This is a genomic window from Rhodococcus sovatensis (assembly GCF_037327425.1).
GTDB lineage: Bacteria > Actinomycetota > Actinomycetes > Mycobacteriales > Mycobacteriaceae > Rhodococcoides > Rhodococcoides sovatense.
Genome location: NZ_CP147846.1, coordinates 2,765,386 through 2,785,558 on the forward strand (window position 1 = coordinate 2,765,386; position 20,173 = coordinate 2,785,558).

A 20,173-nucleotide genomic window follows, 5' to 3' on the forward strand; every position below is an offset into this window, starting at 1 on the left:
TGTTGTCATCGCTGTTCCCGATCGTCGATGTGTCGCGCTCGAAGTGCCGAAGCCACAACCACCTTCGAGCGCGCCGCCAGGCCCGCACGCAGTGCCCATCGAAGGGGAGCTTGCCACACGTGTGGGTGACGATCGGCCTGGAAGCGGTATGCACTCGTGTGGTGGGCCGGAAGCATCAGTTCCGGATGTCTACCTGCCGCATGCCCTTTGGAATGGGTAACTTCGACCTCTGGAACGTAGACATTGAGCCAACCGGCTGATCCGAGGCGGTCTCCAAGGTCCACGTCCTCCATATACATGAAGTAGCGGGAGTCGAACCCGTTCACCGAGTCGAATGCAGCACGCCGGAGCAGCAGGCAGGAACCGGAAAGCCAGCCGACTGTTCGCTCCGTCACAGCCTCGTTGTCCTGCCGGTACCGCGCTGTCCATGGGTTGTTCGGCCAGATCTTGCCGAGCAGGGCGTGGCCGGCGCCCGAGGTGAGATCGGGGACGGAGCGAGCAGAGGGGTAGCGACTGCCGTCGGGTTCGCGGATCAGCGGGCCGAGCGCGCCTGCACGCGGCCAACGCTGTGCAGCTGCCAACAGTCCGTCCAGTGAGCCCGGGTGCCAGCGGACGTCGGGATTCGCGACGACGACGAACTCGATGCTGTCGTCGACCTCGGCAACCGCTCGGTTCACCGCGCCGCCGTACCCGAGGTTTGCGCCGGTGCGAAACAGACGAGCATTCGGGTATGCAGCAGCAGCTGCTTCGGGGGAACCGTCGGTCGATCCGTTGTCGGCCATGATGACCTGTGGAGTCTCGGTCGTTGCCGTCGAGAGCGAACTCAAGAACTGATCCAGATATTCACCGGGCGAATAGGTCACCGTCACGACGGCCAGCTTGGAACTCACGCGGGCAACACTATCGTTCCCCCGATTGCGCGCCGACGGTGCGCAGCAGTCAGGTCGTGGCCGGCCCTGAAACCGCCAGCGCGTCGGCGAGCGCGTCGCGCCAATCGCGTAGCGGGGTAAGGCCTGCTCGAGCCCAGGCTTCGGCGGACAGAACCGAGTACGCCGGCCTCGGTGCCGGACGCACGTATTCCGAGCTCGAACACCGCTTCACTCGGTCCGGATCAGCACCAACCCCGGCGAATACCTCCCGCGCGAGCTCGTACCAGCTTGCTGTTCCCCGGTTCGTCGCATGCAGGATCGGGGCATGGACCTGGTTCGCAGTGACGAGTTCGAGCACACCACCGGCGAGATCCCACGAGTAGGTCGGGGAACCGACCTGGTCGTCCACCACCCTCACCGTGTCGCGCTCGCCCTCCAACCGCCGCATCGTGGACACGAAGTCGGATCCGGAACCGGTGTATACCCAGGCCGTCCGAACGACGTGCGCGGTGGGTAGCACCCGAAGCACCGCCTGTTCCCCGGCGAGTTTCGTTCGCCCGTACGCGCCCTGTGGGGCCGTCGAAGCATCCGGCTCGTACGGTGTGGTCGATGTGCCGTCGAACACATAGTCGGTGGAGATGTGAATCAATCGAGCACCGACGCGCGCGCACGCCTCTGCAAGATTTCGGGGCCCGTCGGCGTTCACGGCCATCGCCCGGGCCTCGTCGGTTTCCGCAGCGTCGACTGCTGTGTACGCGGCACAGTTGACGACGACCATGCCCGGCATCACGGCGGCGGCAACCGCGGCCGGGTCGGTGATGTCCAGCTCGGCACTCGTTGTGCCGACCGTCGTGTGCTCCAGCTCTCCGTTGCCTGCGCGTTCGAGTATTTGTCGTCCGAGTTGTCCCCCGGCTCCGGTCACAAGGATGTTCGCCACAGTCGCAAAGTGTGGCACGCCGCCCGAGCTTGAGCGAGGCAGTGAGATTTCACAAGTAGCCTGGAGCCGTTACGGGACGAAAACACGGCACACTACGAATCGAAGAGGAAAGCCACGGTGACACGAGAGTCGGACGGACCACGGGACGACTCTCGCTCCCGTCACCGCGACAATCGTCGCCGCGCAGATCCCGATCGTCGGAATCCCAGTCGTAGGTCTCGCAGCGGTGATGCGAACGTCGATGGGGGTACTCGCGCCCGGCGCCGCCGTGACGACGACGGTCGCGGACGCGCTTCCACCGGACGCGCCTCCCCCCGTCCCGCATCCTCGAGGACCCCGCGTCCGGCATCGAATGTGGACGGCGAACCGTCCACCCCTCGCCGCGTCACCGCGCTGCGGGGTCCTCAGATCCTCGTCGCCTCGCTGGCCGTGCTCGTTCTGGTGGTCACCGGGTTCGCGTGGCGCAGTGTCGACAGCCTGCGTTCCAACATCGCCACGGCCGGTGGACTCGGCCTCGGAGGCGGTGCCGACGGCGCAGTCGACATCTTGATGGTCGGCACCGACAGCCGCACCGACGCGCACGGCAACGCCCTTTCTCAGGCAGAACTCGATTCGCTGCGTGCCGGCGACGAGGTCGCCTCGAACACCGACACGATCGTGCTCATTCGGGTGCCGAACGACGGCTCCTCGGCAACCGCGATATCCATTCCTCGTGATTCCTACGTGAAGGTTCCGGGGATCGGTATGTCGAAGATCAATGCTGCGTACGGCGCCACGAAGGAGACCAAGCGACTCGAGCTGGTCGAGCAGGGCGTCACCGACGCCGACGCCGAGAGCCAGTCCACCGAAGCAGGGCGTGAGGCGCTGATCCAGTCCGTCGCCGATCTCACCGGCATCACCGTCGATCACTACGCCGAGGTCGGCCTACTCGGCTTCGTGTTGCTCACCGACGCGGTCGGAGGCGTGGACGTGTGCCTCAACGCCCCCGTCGACGAACCACTGTCCGGCGCGAATTTCCCTGCGGGAGAACAAACCTTGTCCGGTGCCGACGCACTGAGCTTCGTGCGGCAGCGACACGATCTTCCCCGCGGGGATCTGGACCGAATCGTGCGACAGCAGGTGTTCATGGCCTCGCTCGTTCGAAGCGTTCTGAGCGCAAAGACATTGAGCAATCCCAGCACGCTGAATCAGTTGAGCGGTGCGGTTCAACGTTCGGTTGTCCTCGATTCGGATTGGGACATACTGGAATTCGCCACCAGACTGCAGGATCTCGCAGGCGGAAAGGTCAAGTTCGAGACGATTCCGGCGGTAGACATCAACGGGGTGACCGACTACGGCGAGTCCATCGTCGAGGTCGATCCCGCAGCCGTCGAGCGCTACGTCGAAGGACTGTTGGACGGCTCCGCAGACAGCAGCTCTGCGGACGACAGGGACGCGGCGCCGACCACTGATGCTCCTCAGGTCGACCCGTCCTCGGTGACCGTCGACGTCGCGAACGACAGCGGCATCGACGGCTTGGCCAGCGGCGTGGCCGATTCCCTCGGCGCACTCGGGTACACCGGCGGAACCGTCGGCAACTACGAGGGAACGTCGGTGTCCACGACGACGATTCAGGCAGCCGACCCGGACAGCGACGCGGCGAAGGCTGTCGCCGCTGCGCTCGGTGGCGTCGACGTGAGCACCGACGACACCCTGGCGGACAATACTGTTCGAGTCGTACTCGCCGCCGACTATTCGGGCCCGGGCGTCGGCGGCGCGCCGGCCGCGACCACGACACCCGAACTCGTGGCATCGGGCGGTGAGTCGCCGGCTCCACCGATCGACGCAGGTTCGACCGGTCCCGCCTGCGTCAACTGATCGCCCTCGTACTCGTTCGATAGGGTTCGGTCGTGGCCTCCACTTTGACGCAAGAACTGCTCGATCCGATTCTGGCAACCGATCCCGCCGGTCCCCGAGTGACGTACTACGACGACGGCACCGGTGAACGAGTCGAGGTGTCGACGGTGACGCTCGCGAATTGGGCTGCCAAGACCGCCAACCTGCTACGAGACGAACTCGGGCTCGAGCCTGGCGCCCGCGTCAGCGTGCTTCTGCCTGCGCATTGGCAGACGGCCGCGGTACTGCTCGGTGCTTGGTGGGCCGGGGCAGAGGTGGTGCTCGGCGCCGACGAGACCGCCGACCTCGCACTTGTGCACGGAAGCCGCATCGACGAGGCGGGCGACGTTCCCGAGATTCTCGCGCTGTCACTCGACGCGTTCGGAAAGCCGGTACCGGATCTGCCGGTAGGTGTCACCGACTACGCCACCTCCGTCCGAGTACACGGCGACCAGTTCAGGCCGTCCGGGCATCAGGCGGCGCTGGAAGGGCGATCCGTCGACGAGATCCTGGACTCGGCACGTACGCGCGCCGAAGCGCACTCGCTTGTCGTCGGTGATCGGGTGCTGTCCTCGTTGCCGTGGAACACCGCCGAGGAGCTCGTCGACGGATTGTTGTCCGTGTTGGTCGCCGGTGGATCGCTCGTTCAAGTTGCAGATCCCGACGAGAGCAGAATGGAACGGCGAATCGCCACCGAGAAGGTCACGAAGACTCTCGGCTAGCGCGTGTATCCGCCATCGTCGAGGCCGGCTTCGATCTCGTACCGATTCTGTGCGCCGGGCCGACGGCTTTCCTCGACGAGATAGCGCACTGCGAAGAGGAGTCCGTAGCGCGCCCACTGATCGGCATGAACCGCTTCGTGGCGCAGGACGGCGCGGGACACGTTCTTCCGGGTGAGATAGACGCCGCCGATCGTCGTCCCACCGCGACCGAATCCGCCGCGCATACCGGACGCGACGTACAGCCGGACCTCGGGATCGAACGCGATGTCGGCTCGCCAGAGTCGCGCGTAGAGCAGGGCGGTGTACGTCACCAGTTTCGCCTGAAATCTACCCCGCGCGGCGCTCCGCACGCGTGTGCGCATAGTCGGTCTCCGTTGTCACCGCGCTTACCGTGGTTGCACTAGCCCAGCAGCTTCGCGCGCAGCGCTGCGTCCTTCTCCAGCACCATCGATTCCAAGCTTGCCTGAAAACTCGTCATCTGCTCCCTCAGGACCGCGTCGGATGCGCCGAGGATTCGAACTGCGAGCAATCCGGCGTTGCGGGCACCGCCGATCGACACAGTTGCCACCGGTACGCCTGCAGGCATCTGGACTATCGACAGCAGCGAGTCCATCCCGTCGAGGTACTTCAACGGAACCGGTACGCCGATGACCGGCAATGGCGTCGCCGACGCAACCATGCCCGGCAGATGGGCTGCTCCCCCGGCCCCCGCGATGATCACCTTCAGGCCGCGATCGGCCGCTCCGGACGCATAGTCGAGCATCCGCTGCGGCGTTCGGTGCGCCGAGACGACCCCGACCTCGAAGCGCACACCGAACTCGGCGAGCGCTTCGGCCGCAGCTTCCATCGTCGGCCAATCGGAGTCGCTCCCCATGATCAGGCCGACCTGAGGTCCCTGCTTCCCTGCCTGCGCTTCGCTCACTGTTTCGCTCATGCGTGTGGATCCCATCCGTCGGTCCATTCTGCGTGCGACATCCAATGCGCCGCGCGCTCGGCCTTCTCTCTCACGGCGGCAACGTACGCACCGTCAGCAGAGCTGCCGGCCCCACCGAGCACGTTGACGTGACCGATCTTGCGGTCCTTGCGCTCCCCCTTGCCGTAAAGGTGCACCTTGGCATCGGGCATTCGGGCGAAAAGGTGGTGCAGACGTTCGTCCATGCTCATGGTCGGTGCTTCGGCTGCACCGAGAATGTTGGCCATCACGGTCACCGGAGCCAGTGGTGTCGTATCGCCCAGCGGGTAGTCCAGCACCGCTCGCAGATGCTGCTCGAACTGCGACGTCCGGCACCCGTCCATCGTCCAGTGGCCTGAATTGTGTGGGCGCATGGCGAGTTCGTTGACGAGAATTCTGCCGTCGTTCGTTTCGAACAGTTCCACCGCCATGGAGCCGACGACGCCCAGCTCGGCCGCAAGCGAGAGTGCCATCCGTTCGGCGTCGATGGCCGTGTCCTCGTCCAGCGCCGGCGCCGGCGCGATGACGACAGCGCACTGGCCGTCACGCTGCACTGTTTCGACGACGGGCCACGCCGCACCCTGACCGAACGGTGAGCGCCCGACCATGGCCGACAGCTCTCGCCGCAGATCGACCTTCTCCTCGACCATCAGCGGAACTCCGCGATCGAGCTCACGCCGGACTATGTCTTCCGCCTCGTCCGCGTCGTTCGGCATCCACACGCCTCGACCGTCGTAACCACCACGGATCGACTTGACGACGACGGGCCAGCCGTGGTCATCGCCGAATTTGGTGACGTCGCCCACCCAGGTGACCTCGGCGAAGTCCGGTATGGGAATACCGAGCTCGGCTAGCTTTCGGCGCATACGTAGCTTGTCCTGCGCGAAGATCAACGCGCTAGGCGGCGGCTGCACGTTGACACCCTCGGCGACAAGGGTCTCCAGATGCTCGGTCGGCACGTGTTCGTGGTCGAACGTGACGGCATTGGAGCCGGTTGCCACCGTGCGCAACGCGTTCAGATCGTCGTGATGCCCGAGCACGACGTCGGCACTGACCTGCGCTGCAGGCTCGTCGGAGCCCGCCGACAGCACGCGCAGCGTCTGGCCGAGAGCGATCGCGGCCTGATGCGTCATACGGGCGAGTTGACCGCCCCCGATCATCGCGACGACGGGCATCCCGCTCGTCGCGGTACGCGGCGTGCTCGGCCGCGGCGGGTTGTCTGCACCGGAAGGGGAATGTGGACCAGTCACGGCTTCATATCGTGTCATGCGCGACAGCTTCGACAGCCGCCAGTACCCGTACCGCCCCTCTCGGCCTGAGAGAAAACTGATGATCTGCGTGGCGGTTCGTGAATTGCACCAACGTTTCGTAGACTTCTCCGTTGTGCCCTCGATCGACAGCGTGATCCATCGCCTCCCCGGCCCGATTCGTGAGCTGGCGATTCGTCATAGCGAACTGATCAAATTTGCCATCGTGGGTGGCACGACCATGGTCTTCGACCTTGCGATCTTCTACTCGCTCAGCCTCACCATTCTCGAGCCCAAGCCCGTCGTCGCGAAGATCATCTCCGGCGTGATGGCCACGATCTTGAGCTACATCCTCAACCGTGAATGGGCGTTCAAGAACCGTGGTGGCCGTGAGCGGCACCACGAGGCACTGCTGTTCTTCACCATCAGCGGCATCGGCGTGATTCTCGCCGCAGCTCCGCTGTTCATCGCGAACAATATTTTCGACATCCGTGAGGGACACAACAGTCTTACGATGCTGGTGATCGTGGACTTCGTCCTGAATTACATCATCGGCAACCTGATGCAGATGGCATTCCGGTTCTGGGCCCTGCGAAAGTTCGCTTTTCCCGACGAGAACGCGCGCGGCGCCGCGGCAGGTTCGACCGACTTCGAGCCGACCGAATCCGAGGCTGCCGAAGAGCAGCTCGGGCACAGCTAGCGCGGCTCCCTCTCCCGAGGCGAGAAGGTGCCCGTGTGACGGAGCGCGGGTAGAAACACCGAGAACATGGCCGGGCGACGCCGTTGCAATTCCAGTCGTCCTCCGTCCGCCTCGACGAGAGCGCGGGCGAGCGCCAGACCAACGCCAGTGGATCCTGCGCCGGAGAAACCGCGATCGAAGATGTGCGGCGCCAGTTCGTTGCTCACACCAGCGCCCTCGTCCGCTACTTCGACACACGCCAATGGCTCGCGCCGCCGCTCCGCAGTGTCGAGGGCAGGTATCAGGCGCACCGAGACCGTACAGGTGCCACCTCCGTGCATCAACGCGTTGTCGACGAGTACGGATATCGCCTCACGCAGCCGAGAACCGGTGACCGAGGCTGTGACAGCGCTATCTCCTGTGAGCACCAGCGTTCGATCGACGTCCTCGAAGTTGCGCTGCCACTCGGAGATCAAACCCGCCAACTCGGCTACTACGGGCACCTCCTCGGCACCGGCGGATCCGTCGCTGCGGGACGAGCGAACCAACTCGTCTATGGCCAGCGTCAACCGATCGACCTGCGCCATCGCTTCGTCGGCTTCTCCGACTACATCAGGGTCCGGATGCGTGGACAGCTCGTCCAATCGAAGTCGAACAGCCGTGAGTCGACTGCGAAGCTGATGAGACACATCTGCGACGAGAGTGTGTTCTCGTTGCAGCCTGCCTGCGATCTCGACCGTCGCCGAGTCGAGAACCTCCGACACCCGATCCAGTTCAGCAATTCCGTGGCGGGTTGGATCGGGCCGGAAATCGCCTTCGGCAAGCCGCGCCGCGCGTCGGGCGACATCTTGGAGTGGATCGGCCAGCCGTTTGGCGGTCAGAACGGCCACAGCGGTTCCCGCAAGGATGGCAGCGAGCACCACGAGTCCCACCGCGCCCACGGCCTGGCGCTGTAGCGAGCGCATGTCGTCGGACGGCACTTCGAGACGCAGCGAGCCCGACGTCCCCATCGACAACGACTCCACCAGTGGTTGTGGAACGAACGGTTCGCCGATATCGACGCGCGACGCCGCGTCCTGCGGGGTCGGAAAAACGACGACGAGCCGGCCCGATTGAGGAATGGCCAGCCTCAGCGAACCGATATCGAGATCACCGATGACCATCCCCATATCGCCCTCTTGAGAGAGGATTTCCGACGCCATGCGATCGAGTCGGCGCTGTAGATCGTCCCGAGTGAAGTCCTCGACCCACAGCCACGCGGTGTACATCAGTGGAAGACCGAGGAGGAGCGCGGTCAGGATCACCACGGCAAGAATCGACTGGAGAATGCGTCGGCGCACTTTCTTGTCGCCTCAGTCGCTGTTGATCCGGAACCCGACTCCCCGGACCGTGGCGATCCGACGCTCGGCCACCGACCCTTCGTCGCCGATCTTTCGGCGAAGCCACGACATGTGCATGTCGAGTGTCTTGGATCCTCGCAGCTCTGCGTCACCCCACACCTCGCGGAGGATGGTGTCGCGGGACACGACCTGCCCGGCATGATCGAGCAGCACTTTCAGGAGCTCGTATTCCTTGTTGGCCAGCGAGATCTCGTTGCCGTTGACGAGCACGCGTCGGGCTGCGGGTTCCATGCGGATTCCACCGACCTCGATCGGACCGTCCTCCCCTGGCCCGCGCCGCCGAAGCAACGCGCGAACACGCGCCATCAACTCGGCCAGCCGGAACGGCTTTCCGACGTAATCGTCGGCACCGGCATCCAGGCCGACCACGAAGTCGACTTCATCGGTGCGGGCGGTGAGCATCAGGACAGCCAGCTCGGAACTGTTGGCACGCACCTGCCGACAGACCTCGAGACCATCCATCCCCGGAAGCCCGAGATCGAGAATCAGCAAGTCGTAATTGCCGTCCAACGCACGTTGCAGCGCGGCCGGCCCGGTCTGCTCGACCGTCACGGTGTAGCCCTCACGGCCCAGGGCACGAGAGAGTGGAGCGGCAATGGCTTCGTCGTCTTCGGCAAGCAGCACGTCGGTCACGAAGAGGAGCCTACGGTCCGAATCTGTGAAGGAACATAGATTACCTCCGCCGGCCGGCCCGCCAGCCGGGTCGAGCGCCGTCGGAATCAGAGACCTCGGTGCTGCCGAAAGCATCGGGACCTGCGCGCCTGACCTCCATCGAGTCGAACACCTGCTGGTAGAGCAGTGAGTGAACTCGTTGGACACGCGGTATGTCGTCGAACTCGAGTGGATCGTCGGACGCCGACGCGATGATCAAGGTGCCGGTGCGCAGCATGCGGTCCACCAAACCGTGGCGGAACTGAACGTTGCTGATGCGGCCCATCGGGATGTCGATACCCGAATGGGTGATGACACCCTGCCGGATGAGCACCCGGCGATCGGTGACGATGAAGTGCGTGCATTTCCAACTGATCAGCGGCGCAACGCATCGCCACCCGACGACGATTGCCCACACAAGAGCAACGACGATCGTGGTGATCGTCGCACTGGAACCGTCGAGCCGGGCCGAGATCAGGCCGACGAGGAACCCCGCCACCGCGGTGGTGAGGATGAATGTCAGCGCGGGCAACACCAGCATCTTCCAGTGTGGGTGATGATGCAGTAACAGCTCTTCCTCGTCCGCCAGCGCATCCTGCGGATAGCCCATACGTCTCACTCCTCGACCGGAACCTCACATCTTGTCAGGCGATCCTGCCACGACTTCGTCACCGTCACCCTCCGCACGGTTCTCGGCGTCGCCCGGAGGCGGCTGGGGCGACGGTTGCGATGATTGCGGTGGTGGTGGCGACAATTTCGACGGCGACCCATCGGAGAGCAGGACGTCCGCCCAACGCGTCGCCGGATCGATGTCGACCAGAAGAGCCTTCGCCATCAGAGTGAGCGGAATCGCAAGCACCGCGCCGAGCGGTCCGAGCACCCAGGCCCAGAAGACCAAGGACAAGAACGTGAGCGTGACGGACAGACCGACGGCGTCGCCGACGAACTTGGGTTGGATGATCGATTGGATCACCACGTTGACGACGCTGTACACGACGATCACCGTGATCATCAGTGTCGGCCCACCTTGGAGCAATGCGAGTAGTGCAGGTGGAACAAGGCCGAGTACGAAGCCGACGTTCGGTATGTAGTTGGTGATGAACGCAAGCAACCCCCACAGCACCGGCAGCGGAATCCCCAACGCCCACAACGCTCCTGTGTCGATCACAGCGACAATGAGACCGAAGATCGTCGAGACGACGAGGTACTTCCTCGTTCCCGCGGAGAACGAGGTGAACGCGTTCGCGATGTCGCTCCGAGTCCGGACGAGAGTGGTCAATCGCGCAGAGTAGGAACTGCCGTCGACCGCCATGAACAGAGCCAGCACAAGCACGAACAACAGATTCGAGAACACTCCGAGCACGCCTACGAGGAGTCCGTCGACCAGACCGAACACCGTTCCTGCGTCGAGGTCGGACAACAGCCCCTGGATCTGATCGGGCCCTACACCGTTGTCTGCCAAAAAACTCTGCACACTGGCGAGCAACCGATCGAAATCGTCCGAATAGGTCGGTAGCAGCGTCGCCAGTCGCGCCGTGGACAACACGAGAGCGAACACCAACGACAACAGGATTGCGTACACCGCGGCAATAGCGATCAGCGTCGCGATCCACGCGGGAACTCCTTTGCGCCGCAACCATTCCGGAAGCGGATGCACAGCGACAGTGAGCATCAGCGCCAGGAATGTCGGGCCGATTACGGACGCGAATGCCCGAGTTCCTGCGACTGCAACCACCAGGCAGGCCAGGCCGATCAACACGATCACTCCACGCGGAAGCGACCACGAGGAAGGCACTGCCTCAACCGGTTCGGCGACAGTGTGGGCGTCGTGTCGTTCGATCTGGGCCGGATCAGCTCCGGGCACTTCGTTCGACTCGTGCACGGCGCGCGGCCCCCTCACACAGTCTGCTAGGACCTACAACGCTCGCACCGCGCGGAGGGCGCGCACATCATCCGCTACGGATGATGTGCGCGTACTGCGCGGGTTCGACACTGGACGTCTCGGAAAGGGGCACGAGAGATGACTACACGTACGGGTACGACCGGTTCGGGGCACCAAGGGTTCGCATTCGGTGGCGCAATCGCAGCGTCGATCATCCTGCTGACCGCAGGGATTCTGTCCATCTTTCAAGGCATCGCTGCGATCGCCAAGGACGACCTTCTGGTCGTCGGCTACAACTACACCTACGAGTTCAGCGTCGAGACCTGGGGATGGGTTCATCTCGTCGTCGGCGTCCTGCTGCTGTTGGCGGGTATCGGACTGATGTCAGGGGCCACGTGGGCACGTCTCGTGGCGATCGTCGTCGCATCCTTGTCGATCGTCGCCAATTTTCTGTGGCTGCCGTACTACCCGCTGTGGTCGATCTTGATCATCGCCATCGATCTCATCGTCATCTGGGCGGTCGCCACGTGGGAGCCGACACGGGCTCAGTGATGGCCGGGATCGATCGCACGAAGGTGCGTCACGTCGCCGGCCGCGACCGCGATCAGTTCCCCGGTGTTGCCGTCGCGCACTACGATGCGCCCCTGATTGTCGACGTCGGTTGCATCACCGAGGATCTGCTTCTCGCCCGGCAGTTCGACGCGCACGCCGCGGCCGATCGTGTCGCAGCGCTCACGGTATCGATTCGCGAGTTGCTCGGTGTTCCAGTTCGAGTTTCGCCACGAGTCGATCTCCGCACCGATTCCACGCAGTATCGCCCGTAGAAGCGTGTCTCGATCGACGACCGCAGCCTTCTCGAGCACCAGCGACGTGGCAGTCGGGACTGGCAGCTCCGACTCTGACAAGGACACGTTCAACCCGATACCGACGACGACAGTCGGCGCGGAACCGTGTTGCGCGACCTCGGCGAGGATGCCCGCAACCTTTCGACCCTCGATCAAGACGTCGTTGGGCCACTTCAATGCCGCGTCGACCGCAGCGACGGTGCGCAGGGCATCGACGACGGCCACCCCCGCCAACAAGGGCAGCCATCCGAGTACGGCCGGGTCGATGCCCGGGAAGCGGACCAGGACCGACAGCAGCAGTTGTGACCTCGGTGGTCCCGAGAACGGTCTGGCGTGCCTGCCACGTCCGCTGTCCTGATGCTCGGCGACGAGCGCGGTGCGGTCGGCCAACCCGTCGGCCTGCGCGATCAGGTCTGCGTTCGTGGACCCCGTCGACTCGACGACGTCGAACCTGGACCAGGATGCCTGGGGCCCGTCGACGAGTGCGCGCCGAAGTGCAGCGAGGTCGAGCGGGGGACGATCAAGATTGGTCCACATGAACAACGAGCATATGGGCTGCTCGCGTGGAGCTCCGAGTCGACGCCGAACGGTACCGGCTAGTAGGTGCGCAGTACCGGCTGGTGAAGCCGACAACGGCTGGTCCTACGCGCCCCTGGGTCGGGACGCGCATCACACCCGTGGTTAAAGTGTTTGCCCATGACCAGTGTTCAGGATCCGACTGCGCAGAATTCGGCAGAGAAGCCCGATATTCACACCACGGCGGGCAAGCTTGCCGATCTGCGTAATCGCCGCGAGGCGGCAATGGCACCGTCCGGCGAAGCCGCGATCGACAAAGTGCACGCCAAGGGCAAGCTCACCGCTCGCGAACGCATCACGGCACTGCTCGACGACGGGTCCTTCGTGGAAATGGACGCCCTGGCCCGCCACCGCAGCCAGAACTTCGGGATGGCCGACAACCGCCCCTTCGGGGACGGTGTCGTCACCGGCTACGGCACCATCGACGGCCGAGATGTATGCATCTTCTCCCAGGACGCCACCGTCTTCGGCGGCTCCCTCGGCGAAATCTACGGCGAAAAAATCGTCAAGGTCATGGACCTGGCCATCAAAACCGGCCGCCCCCTCGTCGGCATCAACGAAGGCGCCGGCGCCCGCATCCAGGAAGGCGTCGTCTCCCTCGGGCTGTACGGCGAAATCTTCCACCGCAACGTCCAAGCCTCCGGCGTCATCCCACAGATCTCCCTGATCATGGGACCCGCGGCAGGTGGACACGTCTACTCACCCGCCTTGACCGACTTCGTCGTCATGGTCGATGGCACCTCCCAGATGTTCGTCACCGGCCCCGACGTCATCAAAACCGTCACCGGCGAAAACGTCACCATGGAAGAACTCGGCGGCGCCCACACCCACATGGAGAAATCCGGCGTCGCGCACTACGTCGCCTCCGGCGAACAAGACGCCCTCGACTACGTCCGCGACCTGCTGAGCTACCTACCCTCGAACAACCGCGCAGCCGCCCCGCGCACCATCCCGTCGGATCCGATCGACGGCGCCATCGCCGACAACCTCACCGACGAGGACCTCGAACTCGACACCCTGATCCCGGACTCCCCGAACACCCCCTACGACATGCACGAGGTCATCCGCCGCATCCTCGACGACGACGAATTCCTCGAAGTCCAAGAAGGCCGCGCCCGCAACATCATCGTCGGCTTCGGCCGCATCGACGGCCGCTCCGTCGGGATCGTGGCCAACCAGCCGACCCAATTCGCCGGCACCCTCGACATCGACGCCTCCGAAAAAGCCGCACGATTCGTCCGCACCTGCGATGCCTTCAACGTCCCCATCATCACCCTCGTCGACGTCCCCGGATTCCTCCCCGGCACCGGCCAAGAATTTGGCGGCATCATCCGCCGCGGCGCGAAACTGCTCTACGCCTACGGCGAAGCCACCGTCGGCAAGATCACCGTCATCACCCGCAAGGCCTACGGCGGCGCCTACGACGTCATGGGATCCAAACACATGGGCGCCGATGTGAACCTGGCCTGGCCGACCGCGCAGATCGCCGTCATGGGCGCCTCCGGCGCTGTCGGGTTCGTCTACCGCAAACAACTCCTCGAAGCCGCCAAGAACGGTGAAGACGTCGACGCACTGCGGTTGAAACTCCAGCAGGAATACGAAGACACCCTCGTGGGCCCCTACGTCGCAGCCGAACGCGGCTACCTCGACGCCGTCATCCCCCCGTCCCACACCCGCGGACAAATCGTCTCCGCACTACGCCTGCTCGAACGCAAACAAGTCACCCTGCCACCCAAGAAGCACGGAAACATCCCACTATGAGCGCCGAAGCGATTTCGAGGGATACAGACATCGCGGCAGAACTCGCCGACACCGACTTCGATGCATTCGACGAGTCGGCATCGACAGACGAGGCCGTACAGGCGCAGTTGCGCGATGCGATCCGCGTCGTGAAGGGCAATCCCTCCGACGAGGAGATTGCGGCACTCGTAGCCGTACTGACAGCTGCTGCGTCGGCTGCGAGTCCAGTCACGGATACGCGGCCTTCCGAACTGTGGGGAACGCCTGTGTCGATGCACCGCACGTTCACGCCGTTCTCGCCGTACTCGTACGCAGCGACCAACCGCTTCTGATCGCACGCGTGCCCCTCTTCGTTCTCGCATCTGCGTCACCGGCCCGCCTTGGGGTGCTGCGGGCCGCAGGAGTCGAACCCGCGGTGCGAGTGTCCGGTGTGGACGAAGATGCTCTGACAGCGGCTCTCGGGGCCTCGCCGTCGCCCGAGGACGTCGTCCGGTCTCTGGCCCGAGCGAAGGCAGAAGCCGTTGCCCACGAGTTCGACGACGCCGTCGTCGTAGGCTGCGATTCGATGCTGTCGATCGGCGGCGAATTGCAGGGCAAGCCGCACAGCGTCGACGTGGCACGGCGACGCTGGGCGTCGATGGCAGGCCGTTCCGGTGACTTGCTGACCGGCCACGCCGTGCTCCGAGTCAGCGGCGGGCGAACTGTCGCGACGGCGGCGGAGTGCAGCACCACCACCGTTCACTTCGCCGAACCGTCCCAGCCCGACATCGAGGCCTATCTGGCGTCGGGAGAGCCGCTCGAAGTCGCGGGCGCGTTCACGCTGGACGGGCTCGGAGGATGGTTCGTCGATCGGATCGAGGGCGATCCGTCCAGCGTCATCGGAATCGGTCTCCCCCTCGTCCGCCGATTGCTGGCCGACGTCGGTATCTCGATGTCGGATGTGTGGTCAGCCGACCAGTAATCCGGTCAGCTCGCGGGCCCACTCCTCGGCTTGCGCTTTGGGCTTGATGTTCGACGAGCTGTCGTGCCGGGCGTGCTCGTGAATCTGCTCGGCGCCGAGTTCCACCAGCTTCTCGGCAATGATCTCGCCCCCGCGGTTGAACGTATCCTCGTACACGCGGTCGCCGAGCCCGAACAGTGCGAACTTGAGCCCGGTCAGATCGGGCGCATCTTCCACGAGCGCGTCGTAGAACGGTGCCGCTCCCGTGGGGAGTTCGCCATCCCCGTAGGTCGAGCAGATGATGACGTGAAAGTCGTCGGTGTCGATCTCGGAAACCTCGTACTCGAGCATGTCGCGAACCTCGGCGTCATGGTCCGCCAGCACGTCGGCGATCTTGTCCGCAACTTCCTCGGCGGTACCGGTCTCCGAACCGAACAACACGACTACTGCCATGTCCACTTCCCCTTTTCGCTTGGTGCCGCACCCTCGGTGCTGAATCGGTGAATGAGCATAGCCTCACCAGAACGTTGGAGTCAGCTCCCACCTGTCGTATTCGTCGGCGATCAGCGTGCACAGGTGTTCCCTGCTCGGAAATAGATCGGGATCGAGTCCGGTAACGCACAGAGTCGCCGTGGCGCCCGAGGTGTTCCACCAGACGCTCACCCCACCCTTCGTGCGACGCAGCAGTTCGGCTGTGGTCTGCTGAGTGATCGACCGCATGGCGACCGAGCGTGCGTCGACGCCACCCAACGAACGCAGGGCACTTCCCCGATTGCCGAGGTTCGAGCACAAGCACAACGGAGCCGTTGCCGACTTGGCCGCCCTGGCGACGATTGCGTCGGGCAGCATCTGCATGAGCGGCTTTGTCAGTTCGAACGTCGTCGAGAGGCTGGAATCGGCAAGAGTCGTGAACGCATCCTTGCTCGCGCGCCTGATGTCCCCGAGGTCGCGTCGATAGCCGCCGCCTCCCTCGACTTGAATGGACACTCCCGAAGTCGCGTTTGCTCGCAGATCTCCGGTGACGCGGGTACTCACCGGCAGCGAGACTTTGACAGCGTCGGATTCGTGCACCCGGCCGCTTGCCGTAAGGACCCCCATCGCCACTGCTACCAGCAGGCTGTTGGCGCTGCCTCCCGCCGACGCCGCAGCGGCCGTCCACTGCTCGGTGGGGCAGTCGACCACCACGGTGCTAGGGGCGAATTCTCCGAACCGAGTCGGGTGAACTGGCGCGACCGGAATGCTCGCTGTTGTCTTGTCCTTCGTGGGCCGTCTCAGCGCATCGCGGGCGCCCCTTCCGAGTGCGCGCACCGTCCCGAGCGCTGCGGCGCCGATCTGTCCGGCTGCGTCGGAGATGTCTCCTGGTCTCGGGGCGTCCCACGCCGACCGAAAGTCCTCGGGGTCTCCTGGTCCACGCACGGCGGCAATTGCCGAAGAGGTCAGCGCCCCTCCATCGCCTACGACATGTGAGGCGACGAGCGAGACCACCGAGCCACCACCGTCGGTATCGGCGTAGGCGAGCTGCCACACCGGCCCGTTCTCCGGATCGAGCCGAACGGCGGCACGATTCTCCATCCAATCGGCGAGCTCGCTCGCGCCGAGCACCCTGTCGTCGAGCTCGAGCGGTAGCGACGCCCCGGCCCTGGTCCATGTGTCACGAGCACCGGGGAAGCGCACCCGTTCCACGGTTCGGTTGATCGGACCGTCGCGGAGGTTCTCCCACATCGCACGCAGGGATTCACGCGTGATCGGTTCATCGAACCGCCACACGATCTGATTGACGACGGGAACGTCGAGGACGCACTCCATTCGTAGAAACAGGTCGTCGTCGTACGTCAATCTACTCACGCGGACGAGCGTAACGGAGATCTACTCGATATCGCCTGCTACGCAGGCGTCTTCCGACAAACATCACTGTGTCCGTTCGTGTTACGCGCACCAGCCGGTCATGATGTAGGTTGCATTCGGGCGACGGAGTGCGGGCTGAGGAGTTCACCAATGAAGTTTGTACTGCCGTTCACCGGTAGCCGGGGGGACATAGCGCCCGGATTGGCACTCGGAATCGAACTCGCCGGGCGCGGACACGAAGTCGTATTCGGAGCACCCCCGAACCTGGTGACGTTCGCCACAGCTGCGACGGCATCCGCCTCCGGTATCTCCATCGTCTCGTTCGGGCCGGACACACAGGCCCTTCTCGAATCGGATCTGGTGAGGACCCGAATCAAGTCACGAAATCCGCGCGTTCGGACGGCCGCCCTCGCCGAGCTCGCCAACTTCGGTTGGGATGACATGACCGAGCAGCTGTCACAGATGTCGGTCGGTGCCGACGCGGCCGTTGCTGGCACCCTCGGCCAAGAAATGACCTTCAATTGCGCTGAAGCCCTGTCGATTCCGTTTTTCGCACTGCACTACTGCCCACTCAGGTCGAACGGCTCTGTGTCGGTCCTCCCGGGCAGGGAGTTGCCTGGGATCGTCAATCGTGGCACGTGGCGCATCCTGGAGTCGTTGCGTTGGCGATCGATGAAGAATCGAGAGAACAGCCAGCGCACCGCACTTGGGCTTCCCGCTGCATCGCAGCCGCTGTCGACGAGGATCGCCCGGTACGGCGGGATCGAAATCCAAGCCTACGACAGCTCGTTCTTCCCCGGCCTGTCCCAGGAGTGGGGCAAGCGAAGACCGTTCGTTGGATTCCTCGAACTATCTGCGGCGACAACAACTTCGGCCCCCGAATCAACCTGCGATTCACCGCTGCGTCGGTGGATCGACGAGGGCCCGCCACCGCTGTACTTCGGATTCGGCAGTATGCCGGTGCAGGATCCACCCGCGTTGATGGACATGATCGAGGACGTCTGCCGCAGCGGCGGGCACCGGGCCGTTGTCAGTTCCGGCTGGAGCGCTCTCGATGAATTCATGGACCCGACCGCCGCCGTCGCCACGGTGGGCCCGGTGGACCACGCCACTCTGTTCCCGTTGTGCCGAGCGGCAATTCATCACGGCGGCGCGGGAACGACTGCAGCGAGCATTCGAGCCGGACTGCCGACGATGACGTGCTGGTTCAGTGCCGACCAGCCCTTCTGGGGGGCCGCGCTGACCAGAACGGGTGCGGGAACGTCCGCCAAGTTCACGACACTCACCACAGACACCCTGGCCTCGGGAATCGCCACACTGCTTCGAACCGACACCGCTTCGAGGGCGGCAGAACTTGCCGATTCGATGACCCCGGCCAGCGATTCGCTACAGGCTGCCGCAGACCTGATCGAGGGGGTCACTCACCAGAAGCGGTGAGTGATCTCCCATCGCAGCAGAACGTCCGCGACGACATCGCGCACGGCGTTGTCCGTGACCATGCGATCGGGATCCATGCCGTGCACTGTGATCGTGATCGCTTCGTCGGTTTCAGTTGCCCACGCGGTCGAACCGCCACCGAGCGTTCGCGCGAACTCCGCGTCCGCTCCCGCGTATGTTGCGCGCGCCGCGACGCTACGAGCCCGAACTCCACCGATCGTGATGAAGTCCTCGGGTAGCTCTCCGAGGTTCGAGCACAGCCCCTCGGCTCCGTCGGACGGCATCGGAAGCCTCGCGACCACCGCGTCGGGCAGCATCTGGACGAGCGACAGCGGTATTGCCTGCGATGAGACGCCAGCCTTTTGACGTGCAGCGAAGTCCGTGAATGCGGCTTTGCTCGCTTTCCTGATACGCGTGAGATCTTGGTCCTGACGCTCGGCCACCGGCACCCGAACCGGAATGATCTTGGTCGAGTTGGAATCGATGTCGAGCGGGTCGCGGTCGCTGTATGGGAGCGACCACCGCAGCACGTCCCCCGGCATCGCACGGCCGAGCGCCTCTGATATTGCCGTCATCACGGCTATGAACAAGGAGTTGGACGTTCCACCCCACTCTGCCGCCGCAGCCTTCCATTCGGTAGCGGAACACTCGACCACCACGTACGGCGGCCTCCACGGGCCCACGACCGGATCTGCATCCTGACGCCTGGGCGGATCGATCCGTCCCGATCCGGGCGCGGGGTCTTTGCTCGAGGAGAAGGCGGACGTCGCGGTAGCGACCACCCTGTCGGCGACCCACTTCATGATCGGCTTCACCTCACCCACGGTGTCGGCGAGATCTTCGATGATTCCGCCGAAGAGCGATGGGCCCTCGCCCAGATCGCGCGAGTCGACCCCCCTGTTGCCGGAATTCGCTCGCCGAATGGCCTCGACCATGGCGGCACCGTCGGCGACCATGTGCGAGCATGCGAGAGACACCACCATCCCCCCTCCAGACATCGGTGCGGCAGCAAGCTGCCAGCCGACGCCGGCCTCTGGGTCGAGGTCCTCGACGACCCGCTGTTCCGCCCAGCACAGCACGGCGTCCGAGGGAATCGGCGATGAGGCCAGCTCGAGCGGAAGGGACACTGCAGACGTGACCCACCGATGCCGGGCGGTCGGCAAGGTCGGGGATTCGACCCTGCGCGCCAACAACCCTTCCGATAGGTTCGTTCGTAGTTCTTCCAGCTCATCGCCCGAAACGGCAGTATCGAGCAGCCACAGAAACTGATTGAAGACGGGCTTGCCGATTCCGTGGTGCATTCGCAGGAATAAGTGATCCGCAAATCCAATTCGGGTCATGCGAAAAATGTACTACAAAAGCCTATATAGCGCGGTTTTGTTAACACGGAGATTAAATCCAGGTTTCGAGTAGTCACATGCGAATTGGTCTTATTCGAAGCTGCAGTCCGTACGGATTGGTCCGTTTACGAAGTGTGTGACAGGCCATAAGAATGACGACTAGGGGCAAGGTCGACCGCCCCCCGTCGGCCGACGATGCACCCTGGTCCCCGTTTCGCAACTCGACTCAGAAATCT

21 protein-coding genes are annotated in these 20,173 nt (G+C 64.2%); 8 read left to right on the forward strand and 13 right to left on the reverse strand.

Translation table 11 applies throughout. The features are described 5' to 3' along the window. Window positions 1-5: 5 nt before the first annotated feature. Both WDS16_RS12920 and rfbD read right to left on the reverse strand, forming a co-directional pair. Entirely contained in the window at window positions 6-890 is an 885-nt protein-coding gene (locus tag WDS16_RS12920) for a glycosyltransferase family 2 protein (RefSeq protein WP_338893028.1), read from the reverse strand. 49 nt (window positions 891-939) lie between these two features. After that, entirely contained in the window at window positions 940-1,806 is an 867-nt protein-coding gene (gene rfbD / locus WDS16_RS12925; RefSeq protein WP_338893029.1) for a dTDP-4-dehydrorhamnose reductase, read from the reverse strand. Between the two features lie 354 nt (window positions 1,807-2,160). Between rfbD and WDS16_RS12930 the strand changes: the two genes are divergently transcribed. Together WDS16_RS12930 and WDS16_RS12935 are read left to right on the forward strand one after the other, a co-directional pair. Further along, a complete protein-coding gene (locus tag WDS16_RS12930; protein ID WP_422395792.1) occupies window positions 2,161-3,663 on the forward strand; it encodes an LCP family protein in 1,503 nt (500 codons plus the stop codon). Window positions 3,664-3,695: 32 nt separating this feature from the next. Further along, entirely contained in the window at window positions 3,696-4,403 is a 708-nt protein-coding gene (locus tag WDS16_RS12935) for a TIGR03089 family protein (protein ID WP_338893030.1), read from the forward strand. On the opposite strand, the gene WDS16_RS12940 is transcribed toward WDS16_RS12935, so the two are convergent. The 3 genes from WDS16_RS12940 to WDS16_RS12950 are packed head-to-tail and all read right to left on the reverse strand — an operon-like array spanning window position 4,400 to window position 6,623. After that, window positions 4,400-4,765 (reverse strand): hypothetical protein, encoded by a 366-nt coding sequence (locus WDS16_RS12940; RefSeq protein WP_338893031.1) that lies wholly within the window; start codon window positions 4,763-4,765, stop codon window positions 4,400-4,402. The two genes, WDS16_RS12935 and WDS16_RS12940, sit on opposite strands and share 4 nt — an antisense overlap. A 38-nt stretch (window positions 4,766-4,803) precedes the next feature. Beyond that, window positions 4,804-5,337: a 5-(carboxyamino)imidazole ribonucleotide mutase gene (purE, locus tag WDS16_RS12945; RefSeq protein WP_338893032.1), complete on the reverse strand. Its 534-nt coding sequence runs from the start codon at window positions 5,335-5,337 to the stop codon at window positions 4,804-4,806. Further along, window positions 5,334-6,623, reverse strand: a complete 1,290-nt coding sequence (locus tag WDS16_RS12950) for a 5-(carboxyamino)imidazole ribonucleotide synthase (RefSeq protein ID WP_338893033.1) — start codon at window positions 6,621-6,623, stop codon at window positions 5,334-5,336. The genes purE and WDS16_RS12950 overlap by 4 nt, the downstream gene beginning before the upstream one ends. 115 nt (window positions 6,624-6,738) lie before the next feature. On the opposite strand from WDS16_RS12950, the gene WDS16_RS12955 reads away from it, so the two are divergent. After that, window positions 6,739-7,302, forward strand: coding sequence for a GtrA family protein (locus tag WDS16_RS12955; RefSeq protein ID WP_338893034.1), 564 nt, complete (start codon window positions 6,739-6,741; stop codon window positions 7,300-7,302). On the opposite strand, the gene WDS16_RS12960 is transcribed toward WDS16_RS12955, so the two are convergent. From WDS16_RS12960 to WDS16_RS12975, 4 genes are read right to left on the reverse strand one after another with little or no spacing between them, the layout of a single operon-like run. Next, a complete protein-coding gene (locus WDS16_RS12960) occupies window positions 7,299-8,621 on the reverse strand; it encodes a HAMP domain-containing sensor histidine kinase (protein ID WP_338893035.1) in 1,323 nt (440 codons plus the stop codon). The genes WDS16_RS12955 and WDS16_RS12960 overlap by 4 nt on opposite strands. A 12-nt stretch (window positions 8,622-8,633) precedes the next feature. Continuing rightward, window positions 8,634-9,314, reverse strand: coding sequence for a response regulator transcription factor (locus WDS16_RS12965; RefSeq protein ID WP_338893036.1), 681 nt, complete (start codon window positions 9,312-9,314; stop codon window positions 8,634-8,636). Window positions 9,315-9,354: 40 nt separating this feature from the next. Then, window positions 9,355-9,942, reverse strand: coding sequence for a PH domain-containing protein (locus WDS16_RS12970; RefSeq protein ID WP_338893037.1), 588 nt, complete (start codon window positions 9,940-9,942; stop codon window positions 9,355-9,357). Window positions 9,943-9,966: 24 nt separating this feature from the next. Then, window positions 9,967-11,127: an AI-2E family transporter gene (locus tag WDS16_RS12975; protein ID WP_338893419.1), complete on the reverse strand. Its 1,161-nt coding sequence runs from the start codon at window positions 11,125-11,127 to the stop codon at window positions 9,967-9,969. A 225-nt stretch (window positions 11,128-11,352) separates the two neighbouring features. On the opposite strand from WDS16_RS12975, the gene WDS16_RS12980 reads away from it, so the two are divergent. Further along, entirely contained in the window at window positions 11,353-11,766 is a 414-nt protein-coding gene (locus WDS16_RS12980; RefSeq protein ID WP_338893038.1) for a DUF7144 family membrane protein, read from the forward strand. Here WDS16_RS12980 and WDS16_RS12985 read toward each other — a convergent pair. Beyond that, entirely contained in the window at window positions 11,760-12,596 is an 837-nt protein-coding gene (locus WDS16_RS12985) for a biotin--[acetyl-CoA-carboxylase] ligase (RefSeq protein WP_338893039.1), read from the reverse strand. The genes WDS16_RS12980 and WDS16_RS12985 overlap by 7 nt on opposite strands. A 159-nt stretch (window positions 12,597-12,755) precedes the next feature. Here WDS16_RS12985 and WDS16_RS12990 point away from each other — a divergent pair, with 159 nt between their 5' ends. Genes WDS16_RS12990 through WDS16_RS13000 form a run of 3 tightly spaced genes read left to right on the forward strand, consistent with a single transcriptional unit; the run spans window position 12,756 to window position 15,336 of the window. After that, window positions 12,756-14,396, forward strand: a complete 1,641-nt coding sequence (locus tag WDS16_RS12990) for an acyl-CoA carboxylase subunit beta (protein WP_338893041.1) — start codon at window positions 12,756-12,758, stop codon at window positions 14,394-14,396. Further along, a complete protein-coding gene (locus WDS16_RS12995) occupies window positions 14,393-14,707 on the forward strand; it encodes an acyl-CoA carboxylase subunit epsilon (protein ID WP_338893042.1) in 315 nt (104 codons plus the stop codon). Before WDS16_RS12990 ends, WDS16_RS12995 begins: the two co-directional genes overlap by 4 nt. An 8-nt stretch (window positions 14,708-14,715) precedes the next feature. Beyond that, a complete protein-coding gene (locus WDS16_RS13000) occupies window positions 14,716-15,336 on the forward strand; it encodes a nucleoside triphosphate pyrophosphatase (RefSeq protein ID WP_338893043.1) in 621 nt (206 codons plus the stop codon). On the opposite strand, the gene WDS16_RS13005 is transcribed toward WDS16_RS13000, so the two are convergent. Continuing rightward, the gene (locus WDS16_RS13005) at window positions 15,322-15,768 is read right to left on the reverse strand and encodes a flavodoxin domain-containing protein (RefSeq protein WP_338893044.1); all 447 of its coding nucleotides are present in this window, start codon (window positions 15,766-15,768) and stop codon (window positions 15,322-15,324) included. The genes WDS16_RS13000 and WDS16_RS13005 overlap by 15 nt on opposite strands. A gap of 63 nt (window positions 15,769-15,831) precedes the next feature. Then, window positions 15,832-17,160 (reverse strand): hypothetical protein, encoded by a 1,329-nt coding sequence (locus WDS16_RS13010; RefSeq protein WP_338893045.1) that lies wholly within the window; start codon window positions 17,158-17,160, stop codon window positions 15,832-15,834. Window positions 17,161-17,310: 150 nt separating this feature from the next. On the opposite strand from WDS16_RS13010, the gene WDS16_RS13015 reads away from it, so the two are divergent. Continuing rightward, the gene (locus WDS16_RS13015) at window positions 17,311-18,597 is read left to right on the forward strand and encodes a glycosyltransferase (RefSeq protein ID WP_338893046.1); all 1,287 of its coding nucleotides are present in this window, start codon (window positions 17,311-17,313) and stop codon (window positions 18,595-18,597) included. Here WDS16_RS13015 and WDS16_RS13020 read toward each other — a convergent pair. After that, window positions 18,582-19,937 carry a hypothetical protein gene (locus WDS16_RS13020; RefSeq protein ID WP_338893047.1) on the reverse strand — a complete coding sequence of 452 codons (1,356 nt, stop codon included), beginning with the start codon at window positions 19,935-19,937 and terminating at the stop codon, window positions 18,582-18,584. The genes WDS16_RS13015 and WDS16_RS13020 overlap by 16 nt on opposite strands. Between the last annotated feature and the right edge of the window lie 236 nt (window positions 19,938-20,173).

What these genes read in the sequence shown, in the direction of transcription:
- WDS16_RS12995 (WP_338893042.1), top strand. Translation starts at nt 14,393, where the DNA reads ATGAGCGCCGAAGCGATTTCGAGGGATACAGACATCGCGGCAGAACTC.
- WDS16_RS12985 (WP_338893039.1), bottom strand. Translation starts at nt 12,596, where the DNA reads ATGTGGACCAATCTTGATCGTCCCCCGCTCGACCTCGCTGCACTTCGG.
- WDS16_RS12990 (WP_338893041.1), top strand. Translation starts at nt 12,756, where the DNA reads ATGACCAGTGTTCAGGATCCGACTGCGCAGAATTCGGCAGAGAAGCCC.
- purE (WP_338893032.1), bottom strand. Translation starts at nt 5,337, where the DNA reads ATGAGCGAAACAGTGAGCGAAGCGCAGGCAGGGAAGCAGGGACCTCAG.
- WDS16_RS12940 (WP_338893031.1), bottom strand. Translation starts at nt 4,765, where the DNA reads ATGCGCACACGCGTGCGGAGCGCCGCGCGGGGTAGATTTCAGGCGAAA.
- WDS16_RS12950 (WP_338893033.1), bottom strand. Translation starts at nt 6,623, where the DNA reads ATGACACGATATGAAGCCGTGACTGGTCCACATTCCCCTTCCGGTGCA.
- WDS16_RS12970 (WP_338893037.1), bottom strand. Translation starts at nt 9,942, where the DNA reads ATGGGCTATCCGCAGGATGCGCTGGCGGACGAGGAAGAGCTGTTACTG.
- WDS16_RS13005 (WP_338893044.1), bottom strand. Translation starts at nt 15,768, where the DNA reads ATGGCAGTAGTCGTGTTGTTCGGTTCGGAGACCGGTACCGCCGAGGAA.
- WDS16_RS13015 (WP_338893046.1), top strand. Translation starts at nt 17,311, where the DNA reads ATGAAGTTTGTACTGCCGTTCACCGGTAGCCGGGGGGACATAGCGCCC.
- WDS16_RS12980 (WP_338893038.1), top strand. Translation starts at nt 11,353, where the DNA reads ATGACTACACGTACGGGTACGACCGGTTCGGGGCACCAAGGGTTCGCA.
- WDS16_RS13020 (WP_338893047.1), bottom strand. Translation starts at nt 19,937, where the DNA reads ATGACCCGAATTGGATTTGCGGATCACTTATTCCTGCGAATGCACCAC.